Origin of the sequence: Planomonospora sp. ID82291 (genome assembly GCF_015711645.1) — a bacterium.
Taxonomy (GTDB): Bacteria; Actinomycetota; Actinomycetes; order Streptosporangiales; family Streptosporangiaceae; genus Planomonospora.
In genome coordinates, this window is the sequence record NZ_JABTEX010000002.1 from 96246 (window position 1) to 114962 (window position 18717).

Sequence of the window (18717 nt, forward strand, 5' to 3'; positions counted from 1 at the left end):
CCGTAGCTTGCTAGGTCCCTGCACTCCGGCGAGGGGACCTTCGAGCATGAGCGAGCCGCTGATCGCCCGTGTCGCGCGGTGGGCGGGAGAGATCCCGGACGCCCCGGCGTACACCTTCCTCGACTACTCGGCCGCTCGTGACGGGACCCGGCACACGCTCTCCTGGTCCCAGGTGGACCTGCGGGCCAGGGCGCTGGCCGTACGGCTGCGCGAGATCGCGCAGCCCGGGGAGCGGGCGGCGATCCTGGCGCCGCAGGGGCTGGAGTACGTCGTCGCGATGCTCGGCGCGATGTACGCCCGGGTGGTCGCGGTGCCGCTGTTCGCCCCCGGCCTGCCCGGCCACGCCGACCGGCTGGTCCGGGCCTACGCCGACGCCGATCCGGTCTGCGTGCTCACCGCGACGTCCGCGCTGGACGCGGTCCGGGCCTTCCTGGACGAGGGCGGCGGGAGCGGCGGGAACGGTGGGAACGGTGGGAACGGTGGGAACGCAGTGCCCCGTCCGAAGCACGTCGTCGCCGTGGACGAGGTCTCCGGCCTGCTCGCCGACGAGTGGGAGCCCGAGCCGATCGGCCTCGGCGACCTGGCCTACCTGCAGTACACCTCCGGATCCACCCGCGCCCCCGCCGGGGTGGAGATCAGCCACGGCAACGTCACCGCCAACGCCGAGCAGCTCTGGACCGCCTTCCGCGCCGTGCCGCGGGTCTCCACGGCGGCGCTGTGGCTGCCGCTCTTCCACGACATGGGGCTGATCGCGACCATCGCCGCGCCGATCGTCGGCGGCAACCGGTCGGTCTTCATGGACCCGGTCGCGTTCGTCATGCATCCGGTCCGCTGGCTGCGGATGCTCGCCGACTACGAGGACGTGTTCACCGGCGGACCGAACTTCGCCTACGAGTACACCGCGAGCCGCGTCACCGAGGAGGAGAAGGCCACGCTCGACCTGTCGGGGGTGGCGGTCATGCTCAACGGTGCCGAGCCGCTGCGGGCCGGCACGATCGGGCACTTCTCCGAGGCGTTCGCCGGGTGCGGGCTCCGCCCCGAGGCGCACACCCCGGCCTACGGGCTGGCGGAGGCGACGGTGTTCGTCACCGCGATGGCCCGCGACCTGCCGCCGCGGACGACGGCGTTCGACCGGGACGCGCTGGCCGCCGGCCGGGCGGTGCCGGTCGCGGAGCAGGCCGCCTCACCCACCGCGGAACCGTGCGCCGCGCCGTACGGCGGGCGGGGGAGGGAGACCGCGGGCGGGACGGCGGGTGATCGGGCCGGGGGCGCGGGCGGGACGGCGGGTGATCGGGCCGGGGGCGCGGGCGGGACGGCGGGCGATCGGGCCGGGGGCGTCGAGCTGGTCTCCTGCGGGGTGCCGACGGGGCAGCGCGTCGTGATCGCCGCGCCGGACGGCACGGCCAGGCCCGACGGCGAGGTCGGCGAGATCTGGGTCCAGGGGTCGAACGTGGCGCGGGCCTACTGGCGGGACGCCGGGCACAGCGCCGAGGTCTTCGGGAACGTGCTCCGGGGCGAGGAGGGGACCTGGCTGCGCACCGGTGACCTGGGCGTGGTCCACGCGGGCGAGCTCTACGTCACCGGGCGGATCAAGGATCTGATCATCGTCGACGGGCGCAACCACTATCCACAGGATGTGGAGGCCACGGTCCAGGAGGCCGACCCGGCCGTCCGCCGGGACCGCGTGGCGGCGTTCGCCGTGCCGGGGGAGGAGACGGAGCGGCTGGTCGTGGTGGCCGAGCGGTCGCGCGGGGCCGGGGGCAGGGACCCGGCCGAGGTGGAGGCGAACGTCAGGGCCGCCGTCGCGAGGGGGCACGACTTGCGGCTGGACGAGTTCGTGCTGGTGGAGGCGGGCGCCGTACCCCGCACGTCGAGCGGGAAGATCGCCCGCCGCGCGTGCGCCCGGGCCTACCTGGACGGCGCCTTCGCGGGCGCCGCGCCCGCCTCCGGCTCCGCTCAGGGGTCCGGCTCCGGGGACGGGACCGGTCCGGGCGTCGCGGCGGGGACCGGGAGCGACTCCGGGGACGCCGGTTCCTGATGTTCGAGTCGCTGGGGCGGTTCGTCCACCGCCGGCGCTGGGCGATCCTCGCGGCGGGGACGGTCTTCGCGGTCCTGGCGGGGGTGTTCGGGGCGGGGCTGTTCGGCCGGATGACGGACGGCGGGTTCGAGGACCCGGACGCCGAGTCGACCTCGGCCGCGCGCTGGAGCCGGGAGTGGTTCGGCGGCAGTTCGCCCGACGTGGTCGTGCTCTACACGAACCCCGCCGTCGAGGCTCGCGACGAGCGCTTCCGCAAGGACGTGGAGAAGGCGCTGGAGGCGCTGCCCGCCGAGCACGTCGCCGAGGTCTCCACCTACTGGAAGACCGAGGCGAAGGAGCTCGTCTCGGCCGACGGGCACTCCACCTACGCGCTGGTCACCCTGAAGGGCGAGGAGCAGGCCAGGCAACGCGGGTACGAGGCGGTCGAGGAGCGGCTCCGGCAGGGCCCGGCCGGGTACGACGTCCGGATCGGCGGCCGGATCCCGCTGCTGGCGGACCTCAACGCGCAGACCGCCGCGGACCTGCGGCAGGCCGAGATGATCTCGATGCCGGTCCTGCTCGTCCTGCTCGTCGTGGTCTTCGGCAGCCTGGTCGCGGCCGGTCTCCCGCTCGTCGTCGGCGTGCTCTCGGTGATCGGCGCGCTCGCGCTGCTCCGGCTGCTCACCGAGGTCACCGACGTCTCGGTCTTCTCGCTGAACGTCGTCACGATGCTGGGCCTCGGCCTGGCCATCGACTACTCGCTCTTCGTGCTCAGCGCCTTCCGCGAGGAGACCCGCCGGGGAGCGCCCGTGGAGGCGGCCGTCGTGCGGACCATCGCGACGGCCGGGCGGACCGTCGCCTTCTCCGGGCTGACCGTGGCGACCGCGCTGTGCGGGCTGCTGCTGTTCCCGCAGATGTTCCTGCGCTCGATCGGACTGGGCGCGGCGGCGGTGGTGCTGGTCGCGATGGCGGCGGCGCTGGTCGTGCTGCCCGCGCTGCTGGCCGTCCTGGGACCGAGGGTCGACGCGCTGAACGTGATGCCCGACTTCGGACGGCGGCGCCGGGGAAGCTGGCACGGGATCGCGTCCAGCGTGATGCGGCGTCCCGTCGCCTACCTCGTCGGGGTCGGCGCGGTGCTGCTCGCGCTGGCCGCGCCGTTCCTGCACGTGCGGTTCGGCGGGGTGGACCACCGGGTGCTGCCCGAGCACGTCGAGAGCCGCCAGGTCGCCGAGCGGATCGACCGGGAGTTCGCCAGGAACGCCATGTCCCCCATCGAGGTCGTCGTGCTCGTCGAGCGCGACCTCGTCGGCCCGATGACGGCCGCCGCGCCCGGCGCGCTGCCCTCGGAGGTGGGCGGGCGGCTCGGCCCGGTCGGCGTGGAGAACTCCGGGCCCGTCCCGGTCACCGAGGTCGGCCCGCTGGACGTGAAGGTCTTCGCGGACCGGCTGAAGGAGCTCGACCACGTCACCGGGGTCGACGTCACCGGGGTCTCGCAGGCCGGCGGCGCGGTGCGGCTCGCGGTCCGCCACGACGGCGACCCGGCGTCGGACGAGGCCCGCGCGCTGGTCGAGCGGATCCGGGCGCTGCCCCCCGAGCCGAACGTCCAGGACGTGGTCGTCGGCGGGCCCACCGCCGCCCAGCTCGACCTGGAGGACAGCCTGACGGCCACGCTGCCGTGGACCGCGCTCGTCGTCTGCCTGATGACCGGCCTGCTGCTGTTCGCCGCGTTCGGCTCGGTCCTGCTGCCGCTCAAGGCGATCCTGATGAACGTCCTGTCCCTGGGCGCGTCCTTCGGCGTGATCGTCTGGGCCTTCCAGGACGGGAACCTGGCCGGGCTCCTCGGCTTCACCCCGACCGGGAGCGTCGAGGCGACGATCACCGTGCTGATCCTGGCGGTGGTGTTCGGGCTGTCGATGGACTACGAGCTCTTCCTGCTCAGCCGGGTGCGGGCGGAGTGGCTGCGGACCGGGGACAACACCGCGGCCGTGGCGATCGGCCTGGAGCGGACGGGCGGGCTGATCAGCAGTGCCGCGCTGCTGCTGCTGGTGGTCATCGCGGCCTTCTCCACCGCGGGGATCACGATCGTGAAGATGCTGGGCGTCGGCATGTTCGTGGCCATCGTGGTGGACGCGACGCTGGTGCGGGGACTGCTGGTGCCCGCGACGATGCGGCTGATGGGGGAGGCCAACTGGTGGCTCCCGGCCCCTCTGCGGGACCTCCACCGGCGGATCGGCCTGCGGGAGCACCACGACCCGCGCGACCCGCGCGGTCCGTACGGCCGCCCGGCCGCCTATGTGACGGTGGAGCGCGAGGACGACCCGGCGGCCGGGCCGGGTACGGAGGTCCGCGGGCCGCGCGACGCCCCCCGGGCCCTCCCCGCCGGGGACTCGGCGGACCCGCCGCGGATCATCCCGCCCCAGGCTCCGCGGATCGCCCAGGTGCGGCGGATCCGGCAGGCTCCGGTGTCCGCGTCCGAGGCGGTCGTGTCCGCGTCCGAGGCGGTCGTGTCCGCGGAGGCCGTCGTGTCCGCGTCCGAGGCTCCGGTTCCTCCGTCCGAGGCTCCGGTTCCTCCGTCCGAGGTCCGGCAGGTTCCTCCGTCCGAGGTCCGGCCTCCGCCCGACGTTTCGCGGGTCACCGCGCCCGCGCCCGTCCGGGACGCCCGGGTGCCCGTGTCCGCGCCACCGCCCCGGCGGCACGGGTCGAATCCTTATCCGCTGCCTCCCCTCCCGGTCAACGGGGCGGCGGCGGGGCCGCCCGTCCCCGCGCGCACGGAGCAGGCCGTGCTGGCGCGCACGGAGCAGGCCGTCCCCGCGCGCACGGAGCAGGCCGTGCCGGCGGATCCGGTGCAGCGGCGCAGGAAGGTGGTCAAACCCAATCTGGACGGTCCCGGCTGGCACTGGGAGGAGGAGGGCACGGTCCCCTCACCGCCGCAGCCCCTGCTGACCGTCGAGGACGCGGTGGGACACCCTCCGCACGCTCCCCTGCACTCCCCGGTCCCGGACGGCCCCCGTCCCGCCCCCTCTCTCCCCTCTCCGGCTCCGCCGTCCCCCTCTCCGGCTTCTCCTCCGCCCGCCCCGGAGGCCGGACGGGGACCGGAGCCCGTTCCTCCCGCGCGGAGCCTCCCGGCGATCAGTCCGCACCTCATCGACCGGCTGGAACCACCGGTGCGGCGGCAGGACAGCAGGCCGATCGTGCCCATCGCCGGGCGTCCGGAACCCGCTCGGGAACCGGTGGAGGAGATGGAGGCCACGGAGCCCCTGCCCCGCCCGCCCCTGCCCGAGCCTCTTGTGCCCGAGCGCCCCCTGGCCGGGCCTCTTGTGCCCGAGCGCCCCCTGCCCGGGCCTCTTGTGCCCGAGCGCCCCCTGCCCGCGTCCACCGCGCCCGAGCGCCCCGCGTCCCGGGAGGGCTGGGACGGCGCGCGGGAGAGGGGCGAGGGCTGGGTGCCCGTCGGGCGGAGGACGACGAGAGTGGTGCGGCCCACGCCGGACGGGTCGGGCTGGGCCTGGGTGGAGGTGGACGAATGAGCGGCCTCACCGCGGGATCCGCCGGGAGCAGCGGGAAAGCCGTGCCTGCGGGACCCGCCGGGAGCAGCGGGAAAGCCGTGCCTGCGGGACCCGCCGGGAGCAGCGGGAAAGCCGTGCCCGCACGTCCCGCCATAGCCGACCGGCGCGGGCCGCTGCTCCTGGTCGTCGGCCTGGCCGGGTTCGTGACCACCCTGGACAACACGGTCGTCACGGTGGCCCTGCCCACCCTCCGGACCGAGCTGGGCGCGTCCCTGGCGGTGCTGGAGTGGGTCGTCACCGGGTACGTCCTCACCTTCTCCGGGCTGATGCTCGCCGGGGGGCGCCTGGCCGACGTCTACGGGCGCCGCCGGGTCCTCATCGCCGGGCTCGCGGTCTTCACCGCCGCCTCCCTCGCCGCCGGGCTGGCTGCCTCGGCGGGCGCGCTCGTCGCGGCCCGGCTCGTCCAGGGCTGCGGGGCGGCGCTGATCCTGCCCGCGATGCTGGCCGTGGTCGCGGTCGCGGGCGGCGGGCGGGAGCGCTCGACCGGCGTCGCCGTCTGGATGGCCTCGGGGGCGGCGGCGCTCGCGCTCGGCCCGGTCGTCGGCGGTTACCTCGCCCAGCACGCCCACTGGAGCTGGATCTTCCTGCTCAACGTGCCCCTCGGCGTGCTGTGCGTGGCCCTGGCGGCGTTCGCCGTACCCGAGTCGCGTGACGAGACCGCCGCCCGCGTCGACGTGCCGGGGGTCGCGGCCTCGATCGCCGTGCTGTCGGCGGGCACGTTCGGCCTGACCTTCGCCGCCGAGCTGGGCTGGACCTCGCCGATGATCGTGGCCGCCCTCGCGGTCAGCGCGGTCTCGGCCGTGGCCTTCGCCGTCGTGGAGCGGCTGGGCCGGGACCCCATGGTGGACCTGGCGCTGTTCCGGGCGCGGGCGTTCACCGGCGGGGTGATCGCCCAGGTGCTCTGGGGGCTGGGGGTCAACGGGGTGTTCTTCTTCACCGCGTTGTTCCTGCAGGGGGTGCTCGGCTTCAGTCCCACCGCCTCGGGACTCGCCTTCGTGCCGCTGGCGCTGCTCGTCGCCGTGGTCACGCCGCTGGTCCCGTTCGCCGAACGCCGTCTCGGCGCGGCCCGCACGGTCGCGCTGGGGCTCGTGCTGGTGGCGGGCGGCATGGTCGCGGTGGCGTTCCTGCGGGCGGGCGACGGCTGGGCCGAGCTGCTGCCCGCCGTGTGCGTGATCGGGATCGGCTCGGCGCTGACCATGCCGCTGGGCTCGGCCGTGCTGGGCGCCGTGCCCGAGGGGCGCGCAGGCGTCGCGGGAGGGGTGTTCAGCGTGGCGCGAGAGATGTCGGGGCTGTTCGGCATCGCGGTCGTCGGCGTGATCGTGAACGGCTCCGCGAGCTTCACCGCCGGTTACTCGACCGGCCTGCTCACCGCCGCCGCGCTGGTCGCCGCCGGAGCGGCCGTCAGCCTGGTGGCGCTCCGATGAGCGGCCGCGCGGCCCCGGCGGTGCGCGGCGGGGCAGCGGTGGTCCCGGTGACGCTCCCGTGAGGATCGCGGTCCTGGCGTTCGGGTCGCGGGGGGACACCCAGCCGTGCGTGGCGCTGGGGGCCGGGCTCGCCGCGCGCGGGCACGAGGTGACCGTGGTCGCGGCGGGCAGGTACGGCGGGCTGGTCGAGGAGGCGGGGCTCGCGCTGAGCCCGCTCGGCGTGGACCCGCAGGGCATCGTGGAGTCCGAGGAGGGGCAGGCGTGGCTGCGGAGCGGCCCGGCCGGGTTCGTCCGGGGCTTCCGCCGGGTGGTGGAACCGCTCGCCGAGCGGCTCGTCGCCGAGGCGGACGCGGCCTGCTCGGGCGCGGACCTGGTGCTGGCCCCGGCGCTGGGCGGGATCGGGCATCACCTGTCCGAGCGGTACGGCATGCCGTACGCGCTGCTGCACTTCCAGCCGAGTGAGCCGACCCGGGCCTTCCCCAACCCGCTGGTCCCGCTGCGCACGCTGGGGCCCTGGGGCAACCGGGGCAGCTACGCGCTGGTGGAGGGGCTGAGCGGGCTGCTGCTCGGCCGGATGGCCGACCGGCTGCGGGCACGGGTGCTCGGTCTCGGTCCCCTGCGGGGCGGGGTGTTCCGGAGGGCGCGGGCGGACCGGGTGCCGGTGCTGTGCGGGGTGAGCCCCGTAGTCGTCGCCCGCCCGGCGGACTGGCCGGAGCACGTGCACCTGACCGGCTACTGGTTCGCGGAGCGTTCCTGGAGCCCGCCGCCGGAGCTGGAGGCGTTCCTGGCGGCGGGCCCGCCCCCGGTCTACGCGGGCTTCGGCAGCATGGCCCCCGCCGACCCGGCCGCGACGGCGCGGGCGGTGGTGGCGGGACTGCGGGCGGCCGGGGTGCGCGGGATCCTCCAGGGCCTGCCGTACGGCGGGGCGGACGACATGCTCGTGATCGGCGAGGCGGACCACGGGTGGCTGTTCCCCCGGACGGCGGCCGTGGTGCACCACGGGGGCGCGGGGACGACGGCGGCCGGGCTGCGGGCGGGGGTGCCGTCGGTGGTGTGCCCGTTCTTCTCCGACCAGCCGTTCTGGGGCGCCCGGGTGGCCCTGCTGGGCGCGGGTCCCGCGCCGCTGCCGGTGCGCCGGCTCACCGCCGGCGCGCTGGCCGGACGGGTGGCGGCGGCCGTACGGGATCCCGGGATCCGGGCGGCGGCGGCCCGGCTGGGGGAGCGGCTGCGCGCCGAGGACGGGGTCGCGCGGGCGTGCGAGGCGCTCGGCGCCTGAACGCCGTCCGCGCGGCGGCGCACGGCTCCGCCTGCGCGCCCGGACGCCGTCCCCCGGCGGTTCGGCCCCGCACGCGCCGGCCGTCCGCCTCGCCGCTCCCGTCAGGGGTCGCGCCCTTCGGACCGTCTCCGTCCGGGGCCGCTCCCGTCAGGGATCGTGGACGAGCAGGTCACCCGGCTGGCAGTCGAGCTCGCGGCAGATCGCGCTGAGGGTGGAGAACCGGATGGCCCGGGCGTGGCCGTTCTTCAGGATCGACAGGTTGACGATCGTCACGCCCACCCGATCGGCCAGCTCGGTCAGGGTCATCCCGCGGTCGGCCAGCAGCTTGTCCAGCCGGACGGCGATGCGGTGCTCCTCCTCGGGGGGCATCAGACCAGTCCCTGGGTGTCGGCGCGGAGCCTGCCGCCCTGGCGGAAGACCTCGGCCAGGGCGAGGACGGCGAACCCGGTGAAGAGGGCCCAGGAGAAGTCCTCACCGGCGAAGACGCTCAGGTCCTCCAGCGGGGTGCCGGAGAGCAGCAGGTTCAGGCTCAGCGCCTCCACCTGCGGGATGCCGGCGATTCCCAGGAGCAGGAAGCCGATCGCCGCGAGCCGCCGCGCGTTCCCGGGGATGAAGGGGTCGCCTTCCCGGAAGGTCCGGACCGTCTGCAGCAGGATCACGGCGACGGCGCTCAGCGCGACGGTGAGCAGCAGGTCCGGGAGCACGAGCAGGAAGCGCTGGGACAGGTCGGGGTCGATGACGGCGAGGGTGCGGTCGAAGGAGGGCATGGCGATCCTGACCGTGCCCGGCGGGCCGGTCGGGGCGGGCGCCGGGTCGTCGGCCGCGGTCGTCGTCTGGTAGGGGTTGACGCCGATGTGGCGAGTGTCGACACCGGAGTCGCTGAAGATGCCGTGGAGGCACATCACGAGGCCGAGCAGGGCGAACCCCACCCCCGTCCAGGTGATCCCCTCCAGGACCCGGATGCTCGCGGGCGGCTTCGCCATGGCCGGACCTCCTCCACCGGATATCGAATCTCGATAAAACGATAAACGATAAATCGCCGCCGGGGAAGCCTCGCTCCGGTCGCCGGTCGCCGGTCGCCGGTCGCCGGTCGCCGGTCGCCGGGGACGGCTCGGGCCGGAGCCCGGCGTCCCGGTGTGTTTTCCTGACAGGGCCTGTTCGGACAGCAATGATCTCGGTAAGGTGCGAAACGATCGTTAACACCGGCTATACCGGGGAGTTTCACGACATGCGACTCACTCTGCGGCGGGCCGTCGCCGCCGGTTCGATGCTCGCGCTGATCGGTGCCGTGGCTCCCGCGGCGGCAGCCCACGCCCAGGACGATCCCCGCAGTTGCCGGGACCTGCTCGGCGCGGACACCCCGGCGTACGTCCAGTGCCACTGGCTGGCCACGCCCGAGGAGGCGCGTGAGATCGCCCTGTTCTGGGGGGCGGACGACAACGCCAACCTCAAGGAGGCGGCGCCGTACCCGGGGCGGTTCATCGACTGCGCGGCGCCCGGCAGCTCGTGCCCGGCCCCGCCGGACGGCGGCGCCGAGGGCGACGAGAACTCCCCGCTCCCCGAGGACGCGGAGGAGGGCGGCACGCCCGAGTGCGAGACCGGCGGCCAGGAGTGCGCCGTCGGCGGGTCCGAACCGGGCGGCGACGGCACGGTCGCCGGCCCCGAGACGGGCACCGGCACCGGCACCGCGAAGACCGCGACCGCGCAGACGGGCCCGAACGGGCAGACGGGGCAGACGGGGCAGGCCGGGCAGACGGGGCAGGTCGCGGCGCAGCCGCCGACCGCGGCGGAGGTCGCCGCGGCCGCGCAGACCCCCGGCGGCCAGGCCGTCACCGCGGCGAGGACGGCGGGCCTGCGGGTCTGGTTGGACACCGAGCTGGCCGACGACTGGAAGGCGGGCCCCGCGGCCTTCGCCGCCGCGGTGAAGCGGATCGGCGCGCTGGCCGCGCGCCCCGAGGTGGCCGGGATCCGGTTCTCCACCCAGCTCGGCTACGACGCGACGTTCACCACCCACGAGGAGGTCGCGGCCTTCGCCGCCGCCGCCTCCGCCGCGCTGCGCCAGGCGGCCCCGGGCAAGCAGCTGGGCGTGCACACGGTCGTGCCGGAGTTCGCCTGCGGCGCCGTCGAGGCGTGCAAGACGGAGACGGCGAAGAGGTACCCGCTGCTGGCCCCGGAGCGGATCGAGTCCTATCTGAGCGCCGGAGGCGTCGACCAGCTCACCTTGGACGGCGGCCTGCTGCGCGGCGGCTACACGACCTGGAAGATCGACGCGAAGACGGCCCGGCGCAACCAGTCGATCCAGCTCCGCGCCCGCGCCTGGGACGTGCTCACCCGGGTGGCCGCCGAGGAGACCGGCCTCGTCGGCGACGTGAGCGCCCAGGAGGTCGCCGACCGGATCTCCGCCCCGCTCCGGGACGGCGCCGCCCAGCAGGTCAACGTCTGGACCCGGCTCCAGGACGCCCAGGGCGGGGTCAAGCGCCTGACCGCCTGGGAGGCGCTGGAGAGGCTCGGCCCGCTCCAGCGCCGGATGGCCGCGGTCTACGACCCGGCCACCCCCGAGACGGACACGGCCGCCGACCTGAAGAAGATCGCCGAGGTCTTCGGCCAGGTCTACCTGACCACGGCCTGAGCGACCGCGGACATCCGGCTGATCAGGCGAGGCGCGGTGTCCGTGCCGCGCGGCGGCCGGAGGGGTCCTTGTGGCCCGGTGCGCGCGGGCCGAAGATGATCCGGGGACCGTGCGTGCCGGTGCGGGCGCGCACGGAGTCGTCCGAGCAGCCGATCCCGTCCGAGGAGTGCGATCCATGCCCGATTTCGTCGGAGCCGTCGACCAGGGGACGACGAGCACCCGCTTCATGATCTTCGACCACGGCGGCAACGAGGTGGCGCGGCACCAGCTGGAGCACGAGCAGATCCTGCCGCGGTCCGGCTGGGTGGAGCACAACCCCACCGAGATCTGGGAGCGGACCCGGTCGGTCATCGAGACGACGCTGAACCGGGCGGACCTGGCCGCCTCCGACCTGGCCGCGCTGGGCGTCACCAACCAGCGGGAGACCACGCTGGTCTGGAACCGCAGGACCGGCAGGCCGTACTGCAACGCGATCGTCTGGCAGGACACCCGGACCGACCGGATCGCCGCCGCGCTGGACCGCGACGGCCGGGGCGAGGTCATCCGGCACCGCGCCGGGCTGCCCCCGGCGACCTACTTCTCCGGCGGCAAGATCCAGTGGATCCTGGAGAACGTCGACGGCGTGCGGGCGGCGGCCGAGGCCGGCGACGCGATCTTCGGCACCACCGACACCTGGCTGCTGTGGAACCTCACCGGCGGCCCCGACGGCGGCGTGCACGTCACCGACCCGACCAACGCCGGCCGCACCATGCTCATGGACCTGGAGACGCTGGACTGGGACGACGAGCTGCTCTCGTTCTTCGGCGTCCCCCGCGCGATGCTGCCGGAGATCAAGCCGTCGTCCCACCCGGGCCTGTACGGCGTGACCCGGGCGACCGGGCCGCTCGGCGGCGAGGTCCCCCTCTCCGGCGACCTCGGCGACCAGCAGGCCGCGACCGTCGGGCAGGTCTGCTTCGCCCCCGGCGAGGCCAAGAACACCTACGGCACCGGCAACTTCCTGCTGCTCAACACCGGCCAGGAACTCGTCCGCTCCGAGCACGGCCTGCTCACCACCGTCTGCTACCGGTTCGGCGACGACAAGCCGGTCTACGCGCTGGAGGGCTCGATCGCGGTCACCGGCTCGGCGGTGCAGTGGCTCCGCGACCAGCTCGGCATCATCTCGGGCGCGGCGCAGAGCGAGGCGCTCGCCCGGCAGGTGGACGACAACGGCGGCGTCTACTTCGTGCCCGCCTTCTCCGGCCTGTTCGCGCCCTACTGGCGCTCCGACGCCCGCGGCGCCATCGTCGGACTGTCCCGCTACAACACCAACGCGCACCTGGCCCGCGCCACCCTGGAGTCGATCTGCTACCAGACCCGGGACGTGGTCGAGGCGATGCAGCAGGACTCCGGCGTCGTGCTCGACGTGCTCCGGGTGGACGGCGGGGTCACCGCCAACGACCTGTGCATGCAGCTGCAGGCCGACATCCTCGGGGTGCCGGTCTCCAAGCCCGTCGTGGCCGAGACCACGGCGCTCGGCGCCGCCTACGCCGCCGGGCTGGCCGTCGGCTTCTGGTCGTCGACCGAGGAGCTGCGGAGCAACTGGCGGGAGGACCGGCGCTGGGAGCCGGGCTGGTCCGACGGGCAGCGCTCCCGCGGCTACGCCGGCTGGCGCAAGGCCGTCACCCGGACCCTGGACTGGGTCGACGTCGACTGAGCCCCGCGGGACCCGTCCCCGCCCGTCCGGACTCTCCCAGAAGCGGAATGCCGGCCCGCGCCCGAGGGCTCTACCGCCCGCAGGACGGCGCCGGCGCGACCGCAAGCCCGGCCGGCCACTCGACCGCTGATCGCCTGCGATCACCGACGATCATCCGGAACGACTCGTCTGATTGAGGAAGTGCACGTCCAGCTCACCGTCGAGCAGGCTCGCCGACCGGCCGAGGAAGTCGGTGATGTGCGGGGACTCCAGGTTCGCGGCGTGGTCCTCGGAGCCGTGCCACACCTCGTAGAACCAGAAGCGCGCGGGCTCGCCCACCTCGGTGTGCAGGTCGTACGCCAGGCAGCCCGGCGCCCGCCGGGTCGGTGCGACGAGCGCGGTCAGGGCGTCGTGCAGGGCGGCCTCGCAACCGGCCTTCGCGCGCATCCGCGCGATGACGGTCACGGGGGTGGTGTTCGTCGGTGCCATGGTGTTCTCCTCCGCGATCCAGGCCCCGGAACGGGGCCGATCCAGAGGTTACGGCGGAGTGGTCCGGTGCTACATTCCATTCAAATGTCATTAAACCGGACCAATCGCATCACCGGTCTTCTCCTCGACGTGCCCGACGACGGGCGGGCGCTGCACGAACGCCTGACGGCCGCGATCAGAGCCGCCGTTCTGGCGGGCCGCCTCGGCCCCGGTGACGCGCTGCCCCCGAGCCGGGCGCTCGCCGAGGAGCTGGGCTGCTCGCGCTGGGTCGTCAACGAGGCGTACGTGCAGCTCGTCGCCGAAGGGCACCTCACGGCACGGCAGGGGTCGGGCACGCGGGTGGCGCCGGACGCGCCGGACGTGCCCACGCGACCGGTGGTCCCGCCGTCCAGGGCCTCCGCGCGGGCGCCCTCGCCGGTCGTGGCCGATCTCCGGCCCGGCGCGCCCGACGTGGCGCGCTTCCCCGCCGCCGCCTGGAACCGGGCGATGCACCACGTCCTCACGGCCGGCGGGGGCGCGGACGTGTTCCCGCCGCCCGGAGGCGTGCAGCGGCTGCGCGAGGTCGTCTCCGGTTACCTGGGACGGACCCGGGGAGTGGCGGTCTCGCCCGAGGAGGTGGTCGTCACCTGCGGCACCACGCACGCGGTGGGGCTGCTGGCCGGCGTCCTGGCCCGGCGCTCCGCGTCGCGGCTGGCGGTGGAGGACCCCGGATGGAGCCGGCTCGGCGATGCGGCCGCCCACGCGGGGCTGGCGGTCGAACCGGTGGCCGTCGACGGCGAGGGCGTCGACGTCGGGAGACTGAGACGGACGGGCGCGGACGCGGTGCTCTGCTCACCCGCCCACCAGTTCCCCACCGGCGCCGCGCTGTCGGCGGAGCGGCGGCGGGCGCTGCTGGCGTGGGCGGCGGAGCGCTCGGCCGTCGTGCTGGAGGACGACTACGACGCCGAGTTCCGGTACGACCGCAAGCCGATCGGCGCGCTGGCGGCCCTCGACCGGGACAACGTCGCCTACCTGGGTTCCGTGAGCAAGACCCTGCACCCGGGCCTGCGGATGGGCTGGATGGTCCCCCCCGCCCACCTGAGGGACCCGGTGGTCGAAGCCCTTGAGAGGTCGGGCGCGGGTCCCGGCGTGTTCGACCAGCTGGCGCTCGCCCGGCTCATCGGCACCGGTGACTACGACAGGCACCTGCGCCGCGCCCGCACGCTGTACCGCGAGCGGCGGGAGGCGGTGCTCGCGGCGCTGTACGGCCACGCCGTCATCCGCGACGCCGGTCCCGTCGAGGGGATCGCCGCGGGGTTGCACCTGGTGCTCTCGCTGCCGCCCGCGCACGACGACCGCGACGTCGCCGACCGCCTGGAGCGCCGGGGCGTGGCCGTGATGCCGCTGTCGAGCTACACCCGCCGCCGTCTCCGGCCCGCCCTGGTCATCGGGTACGGCCGGCTCTCGCCGTCCCGGGCGCCCTTCGCCGCGGCGGAGATCGCGGCGGCGCTCGAAAGCGGTGCCCGCCGGTAGCGCGAGGCCGTGCTCCTCGCGCGGTACCGTCGTCGGTCACGTGAACGCGACGACGGCGTATCTCTCGCCTCTCTCGCCGGTGACGGTCCGCCCCCGCAGGACGGGATCAGTCACCGCCTCCATCAAACCCGGGGCGGTTCACATCGCAGTGCGCCGCCTTCCTGCGGCGGACCGGCTCGCTCCGGCTCACCGCCTCGGCACGGCGGGCCGACTCGTTGCGGCGGGCCGACTCGTTGCGGTGGGCCGCCGTGACGGCCAGGGCCGCCAGCACCGCGGTCATGACGGCCGTCGCCGCGAGCGCGGTCCAGGTGGCCGCGTCGGGGTGGATCAGCGACTGGCCGCGCAGCGCCTGCCAGGCGGTGATGGTGAACAGCGCGCCGTAGCCCAGGATGACGACCCCGGTGAGCCGGGCGCGTACGCGTTCGTGGCGTAGCCGGCCGATCCGGGTCGCGAGGGCGGTGAGAACCAGCACCGTGAGCACGAACACCTGGATGGAGTGCAGACCGATGAAGTGGGGGACGCGCAGGTCGCCGCCTATGGTGCTCCAGTTCGTGATCGGCATGCCGCCGCCGTCCGGTGCCCCGACCCCGTGCCCGCCCACCAGCGGAACCGGGCTGCCGTAGGCGTCCTCGACCGTGCGGGGCCCGGCCGACGAGGTCCACCCGGTGATGAAGGACGCCAGCGCCATGCCGAGGACGGCCAGTCCGATCCCGGCACGCAGGGCCCAGGTGAGCGCCGCATCGCCGATGCGCTGGAACAGCAGCATGACGGCGACGATCAAGCTCGTCCCGAACAGCCCGAACACACCGGTGGAGAAGATCCGCTGCCCGATCTGGTTGAACGTGTCGGTGCCGGCGTTGAAGTGGCTGAAGGTGCCGCGGGCGGCCTGCACCGCGATGAAACCGACGTCGATCAGCCCGGCGACGGCGAAGACCGTTCCGGCGGTCCACATCGTGCGCCGCGCCCGGCGCAGTTTCGGTATCAGCCAGGCGAGCGTCGCGCCGTACATGACGAACGACGCCCCGAACTTCAGCGGCTTGGCCCAGATCGACTGTTGCAGGAGCTCGCGACCGTCGGCGAAGAGACCGACGCTCGCGACGACGACGAGCGCGGACATGGCCGCCACCATGATCGTAAGCGGCCGATGCCACGACCGTACGTCGGCATACGAGATGGACAGCCGGCTCCCCGACCGGTTCATGCGGCCTCCGTCGGCCATGCCGAGGCCCCCGCCCAACGCCCTCGCCAGGCTGTCGCCCTCGCCCGCCGCATGCATGCGTACGACGTATCAGATGTCATGCGTACATCGTATGAGAACACCGCGCTCAAATGATGAAATTCCCGCTCATAGGCGATATATGTGTACTAGTGTGCTGAATAGTGAACTAGTACACTGAAGGCAAGCACGCGACAACCGTCAAGGGATGGGAAGACGCTCATGACCTCGGCCGCACAACGTCCGGACCCGCCCTACCGGCGCATCATCGCGGAGCTCCGTACCCGGATTCTGGCCGGCGACCTGCGGCCGGGCGATCGCGTGCCGTCCATCCGGCAGATCGCCCAGCGATGGGGTGTCGCGGTCGCGACCGCGACCAAGGTCGTGGCGGCCTTGCGTGACGAGGGGCTGGTCGAGGCGAAGGTCGGCGCCGGTACGGTGGTCAGCGCACGCGCGAGCCGACAGGAACGGCCGGCCGATCCGGCTCCGTCGCCGACGGCGCGGCAGGCCGGCGTCCCCAAGGGCTCGCTGAACCGCAAGCACGTCCTGCGCACCGCCATCGCGATCGCCGACGCCGAAGGGCTCGGCGCGGTGTCCATGCGGCGGCTCGCGGCCGAGCTCGGCGCGGGCCCGATGTCGCTGTATCGGCACGTGACGGGCAAGGACGAACTGGTGACGCAGATGGCCGACGAGGTCTTCGGCGAAGCGGAGCTGCCCGTCCCGGGGCCGGAGGGGTGGCGCGCCAAGCTCGAGCTGATCGCTCGCCTGCAATGGGAGCTGTCCCGGCGACACCTCTGGCTCCCCAGGGCCGTCTCGTTCACCCGCCCCTTGCTGGTGCCCAACATGATGGCCCACACCGAGTGGACCCTGCGCGCACTCGACGAGCTCGAGTTGCCCATGGAGACCCGGATCCGCGAGGCGCTCACGCTGCCCGCGCTGGTCCACACCGTGGCGCTGTCCATGTCGGAGGAGACCGAAGCCGCGCAGGAGACCGGCGTGACGCTCGACGGGTGGTGGCTACTCCAGCGCAGGCGGGCCGACGAACTCCTCAGCACTGGACGATTCCCGCTCCTGGCCATGCTCTCCGCGGAGACGGTGTCGGACCTGGACGGGATGTTCGACCACATCCTGGCACGCCATCTCGACGGGTTCGCCGTCATGCTGAGCAGGGGTGCGGCTCGTCCTCGGTGATCGGGCGGCCTGGGTTCGCGCCTCCTCCGACGCGGCGACGGACCCGCCGTCCTTCCACGACGCCCCTGACACGCTGCGCGGAGCACCGGCCGGGTCCTCGATGAGGCGTTCCCGGCGGCCGAAGTCCTGCCGGTGCTGTTCGCCGGACACCGGCGCACCGCCCATCAGCACACGTGCTGCCATCAGTCGGGCTGCACCCTGTCCCGTTCGGCGTTCACGCACCTGACGGAGTACGGCTCCGACACCGTCGAACGGGCCATACGCGTCGAAGGCCTCGTCGCCGGACAGGGCAGGGGCGGAGCCGCTCGGTCGCCGGACAGGGCGGGGACGGAGCCGCTCGGTCGCCGGACAGGGCGGGGGCGGAGCCGCTCACCAGGTCAGCGGCTCCGTTCGACCGGCTCCTTCGAGCCGGCGGGCAGCCCCCGGGCGTCCGCCCGGGCGAACGGGTCCTCGCCGGAGGACTCGCCGGAGGACTCGTCGGAGGACGGCTGCTCGTCGCGGGACAGGCCGAGAGCGGTGAGGATCATCGGGTAGGAGCGGGTGAACTCGCGCCTCCAGTACGGCCAGCTGTGGGTGCCGTCCCGGTAGAGGTGGACCACCGGCCTGATCCCGTGCCGGCGGAGTCGGGCGACCAGGTCCTTGGTGGTGTAGGCGGAGACCGGCTCGCTCAGGTGGGCGGGCGACCAGGGGGTGCCGGGCGCGTCCAGCTCGCCGGGGAGGCTGGTCGTACCGCTGGAGATGTAGATGCCCGTCCCGCGCAGGTTCCGGGCCAGGTGCGCCGGGTCGTTGGCCTTCCAGACGCTCCGGTTCCTGACCGGGTCGCCCCACAGCGCCTTGGGGTCCTTGCCCTCGGCGGCCTGGGCGTTCATGATCAGGTCCGGGACGCCGGGCAGCCGGGTGGACATGACCCCGCTGTAGGCGCCGACGAAGCGGAACATGCCGGGGTGCCTGGCGGCGTACTTCATCGCGCCGTAGGCGCCCATGGACAGGCCCGCGACGGCCCGGCGGGTCCCGGCCCGGTAGCCGCTCTCCAGCAGGCGGCGCAGCTCCTTGGTGTGGAAGGTCTCCCAGCCGGGCGGGCCGCCCCTGCCGCCGTTGTGCCAGTCGCTGTAGTTCCCGGCCCGGCCGGCCTCGGGCATCACGACGATCGCGTCGAGGTCCTCGGTGATCTCCTCGATGTCGGTCATCCGGGTCCAGGAGGTGTAGTCGTCCGCGCCGCCGTGCAGCAGGTAGAGCACCGGCCAGGTGCGGCGCGCCTGCTTCGACCAGCCGCTGGGGACCATCACCCGCACCGGGAGCCGGGCGTTCACCGCCGGGGACGAGATCGTGAGGTCGACCATGCGCAGGCCGAACCAGCGCTCCTTGACCACGCGCGCCCCGCCGCGCAGCGCCGCCGGCCAGGGGCCCGCCGGGCTCCGGCCCGCCTTCACGGCGGAGGCCGGCCCGGTGGAGGAGCGCGGGGACGCGCTCGGGTCCGGGCTCGGCTTGGAGGAGGGACGCGGTTTCACCGCCGGAGCCGCCGCTGGAGCGACCGCCGGAGCGACCGCCGGAGCCGTCTCGGCGTGCGCGGTCCCCGGCGGCCCGAGGAGCAGCGAGGCCGACAGCGCGATCATCAGTGAGGTCGACGGCGGGATCGGCCGGGAGGTCGACGGCGGGATCGGCAGTGAGGCCGGCAGTGGGGCCGAGGGAACCGGGAGTCCGCGTCGGACAGGGCGCATCGTCATTCCT

Annotated in this window: 13 protein-coding genes; 8 read left to right on the plus strand and 5 right to left on the minus strand. The window is 74.4% G+C overall.

The window, feature by feature from the left end; translation table 11 throughout:
* Positions 1-46: 46 nt before the first annotated feature.
* The 4 genes from HS045_RS34450 to HS045_RS11455 all read left to right on the plus strand — a co-directional run bounded on the left by HS045_RS34450 (position 47) and on the right by HS045_RS11455 (position 8280).
* Positions 47-2038 (plus strand): fatty acyl-AMP ligase, encoded by a 1992-nt coding sequence (locus HS045_RS34450; RefSeq protein WP_230884000.1) that lies wholly within the window; start codon positions 47-49, stop codon positions 2036-2038.
* Positions 2038-5541, plus strand: coding sequence for an MMPL family transporter (locus HS045_RS35835; protein ID WP_304609600.1), 3504 nt, complete (start codon positions 2038-2040; stop codon positions 5539-5541). Before HS045_RS34450 ends, HS045_RS35835 begins: the two co-directional genes overlap by 1 nt.
* Positions 5542-5654: 113 nt before the next feature.
* Entirely contained in the window at positions 5655-7004 is a 1350-nt protein-coding gene (locus HS045_RS11450; protein ID WP_307827472.1) for a DHA2 family efflux MFS transporter permease subunit, read from the plus strand.
* Between the two features lie 58 nt (positions 7005-7062).
* Positions 7063-8280, plus strand: coding sequence for a glycosyltransferase (locus HS045_RS11455; RefSeq protein ID WP_196451244.1), 1218 nt, complete (start codon positions 7063-7065; stop codon positions 8278-8280).
* Positions 8281-8427: 147 nt separating this feature from the next.
* On the opposite strand, the gene HS045_RS11460 is transcribed toward HS045_RS11455, so the two are convergent.
* Together HS045_RS11460 and HS045_RS11465 are read right to left on the minus strand one after the other, a co-directional pair.
* Positions 8428-8649 (minus strand): helix-turn-helix transcriptional regulator, encoded by a 222-nt coding sequence (locus HS045_RS11460; RefSeq protein WP_196451245.1) that lies wholly within the window; start codon positions 8647-8649, stop codon positions 8428-8430.
* A complete protein-coding gene (locus tag HS045_RS11465; protein WP_196451246.1) occupies positions 8649-9263 on the minus strand; it encodes a DUF2975 domain-containing protein in 615 nt (204 codons plus the stop codon). Before HS045_RS11465 ends, HS045_RS11460 begins: the two co-directional genes overlap by 1 nt.
* A gap of 245 nt (positions 9264-9508) precedes the next feature.
* Between HS045_RS11465 and HS045_RS11470 the strand changes: the two genes are divergently transcribed.
* Positions 9509-10909, plus strand: coding sequence for a hypothetical protein (locus HS045_RS11470; protein WP_196451247.1), 1401 nt, complete (start codon positions 9509-9511; stop codon positions 10907-10909).
* Between the two features lie 175 nt (positions 10910-11084).
* Complete coding sequence (glpK, locus tag HS045_RS11475; protein WP_196451248.1) at positions 11085-12602, plus strand: glycerol kinase GlpK; 1518 nt, start codon at positions 11085-11087, stop codon at positions 12600-12602.
* A gap of 150 nt (positions 12603-12752) precedes the next feature.
* Here the strand turns inward: glpK and HS045_RS11480 are convergent, their stop codons facing one another.
* Complete coding sequence (locus HS045_RS11480; protein ID WP_196451249.1) at positions 12753-13070, minus strand: putative quinol monooxygenase; 318 nt, start codon at positions 13068-13070, stop codon at positions 12753-12755.
* Between the two features lie 84 nt (positions 13071-13154).
* Between HS045_RS11480 and HS045_RS11485 the strand changes: the two genes are divergently transcribed.
* On the plus strand, positions 13155-14582 hold the full coding sequence (locus tag HS045_RS11485) for a PLP-dependent aminotransferase family protein (protein ID WP_196451250.1): 1428 nt from the start codon (positions 13155-13157) through the stop codon (positions 14580-14582).
* A gap of 106 nt (positions 14583-14688) precedes the next feature.
* On the opposite strand, the gene HS045_RS11490 is transcribed toward HS045_RS11485, so the two are convergent.
* Positions 14689-15699: a hypothetical protein gene (locus tag HS045_RS11490; protein ID WP_196451251.1), complete on the minus strand. Its 1011-nt coding sequence runs from the start codon at positions 15697-15699 to the stop codon at positions 14689-14691.
* Between the two features lie 321 nt (positions 15700-16020).
* Here HS045_RS11490 and HS045_RS11495 point away from each other — a divergent pair, with 321 nt between their 5' ends.
* Positions 16021-16989 (plus strand): GntR family transcriptional regulator, encoded by a 969-nt coding sequence (locus HS045_RS11495; RefSeq protein ID WP_196451252.1) that lies wholly within the window; start codon positions 16021-16023, stop codon positions 16987-16989.
* A 377-nt stretch (positions 16990-17366) separates the two neighbouring features.
* Here HS045_RS11495 and HS045_RS11500 read toward each other — a convergent pair whose 3' ends face one another.
* Entirely contained in the window at positions 17367-18602 is a 1236-nt protein-coding gene (locus tag HS045_RS11500) for an alpha/beta hydrolase family protein (protein WP_196451253.1), read from the minus strand.
* Between the last annotated feature and the right edge of the window lie 115 nt (positions 18603-18717).

What these genes read in the sequence shown, in the direction of transcription:
- HS045_RS34450 (WP_230884000.1), top strand. Translation starts at nt 47, where the DNA reads ATGAGCGAGCCGCTGATCGCCCGTGTCGCGCGGTGGGCGGGAGAGATC.
- HS045_RS35835 (WP_304609600.1), top strand. Translation starts at nt 2,038, where the DNA reads ATGTTCGAGTCGCTGGGGCGGTTCGTCCACCGCCGGCGCTGGGCGATC.
- HS045_RS11460 (WP_196451245.1), bottom strand. Translation starts at nt 8,649, where the DNA reads ATGCCCCCCGAGGAGGAGCACCGCATCGCCGTCCGGCTGGACAAGCTG.
- HS045_RS11465 (WP_196451246.1), bottom strand. Translation starts at nt 9,263, where the DNA reads ATGGCGAAGCCGCCCGCGAGCATCCGGGTCCTGGAGGGGATCACCTGG.
- HS045_RS11470 (WP_196451247.1), top strand. Translation starts at nt 9,509, where the DNA reads ATGCGACTCACTCTGCGGCGGGCCGTCGCCGCCGGTTCGATGCTCGCG.
- glpK (WP_196451248.1), top strand. Translation starts at nt 11,085, where the DNA reads ATGCCCGATTTCGTCGGAGCCGTCGACCAGGGGACGACGAGCACCCGC.
- HS045_RS11480 (WP_196451249.1), bottom strand. Translation starts at nt 13,070, where the DNA reads ATGGCACCGACGAACACCACCCCCGTGACCGTCATCGCGCGGATGCGC.
- HS045_RS11485 (WP_196451250.1), top strand. Translation starts at nt 13,155, where the DNA reads ATGTCATTAAACCGGACCAATCGCATCACCGGTCTTCTCCTCGACGTG.
- HS045_RS11490 (WP_196451251.1), bottom strand. Translation starts at nt 15,699, where the DNA reads ATGTCCGCGCTCGTCGTCGTCGCGAGCGTCGGTCTCTTCGCCGACGGT.
- HS045_RS11495 (WP_196451252.1), top strand. Translation starts at nt 16,021, where the DNA reads ATGACCTCGGCCGCACAACGTCCGGACCCGCCCTACCGGCGCATCATC.
- HS045_RS11500 (WP_196451253.1), bottom strand. Translation starts at nt 18,602, where the DNA reads ATGATCGCGCTGTCGGCCTCGCTGCTCCTCGGGCCGCCGGGGACCGCG.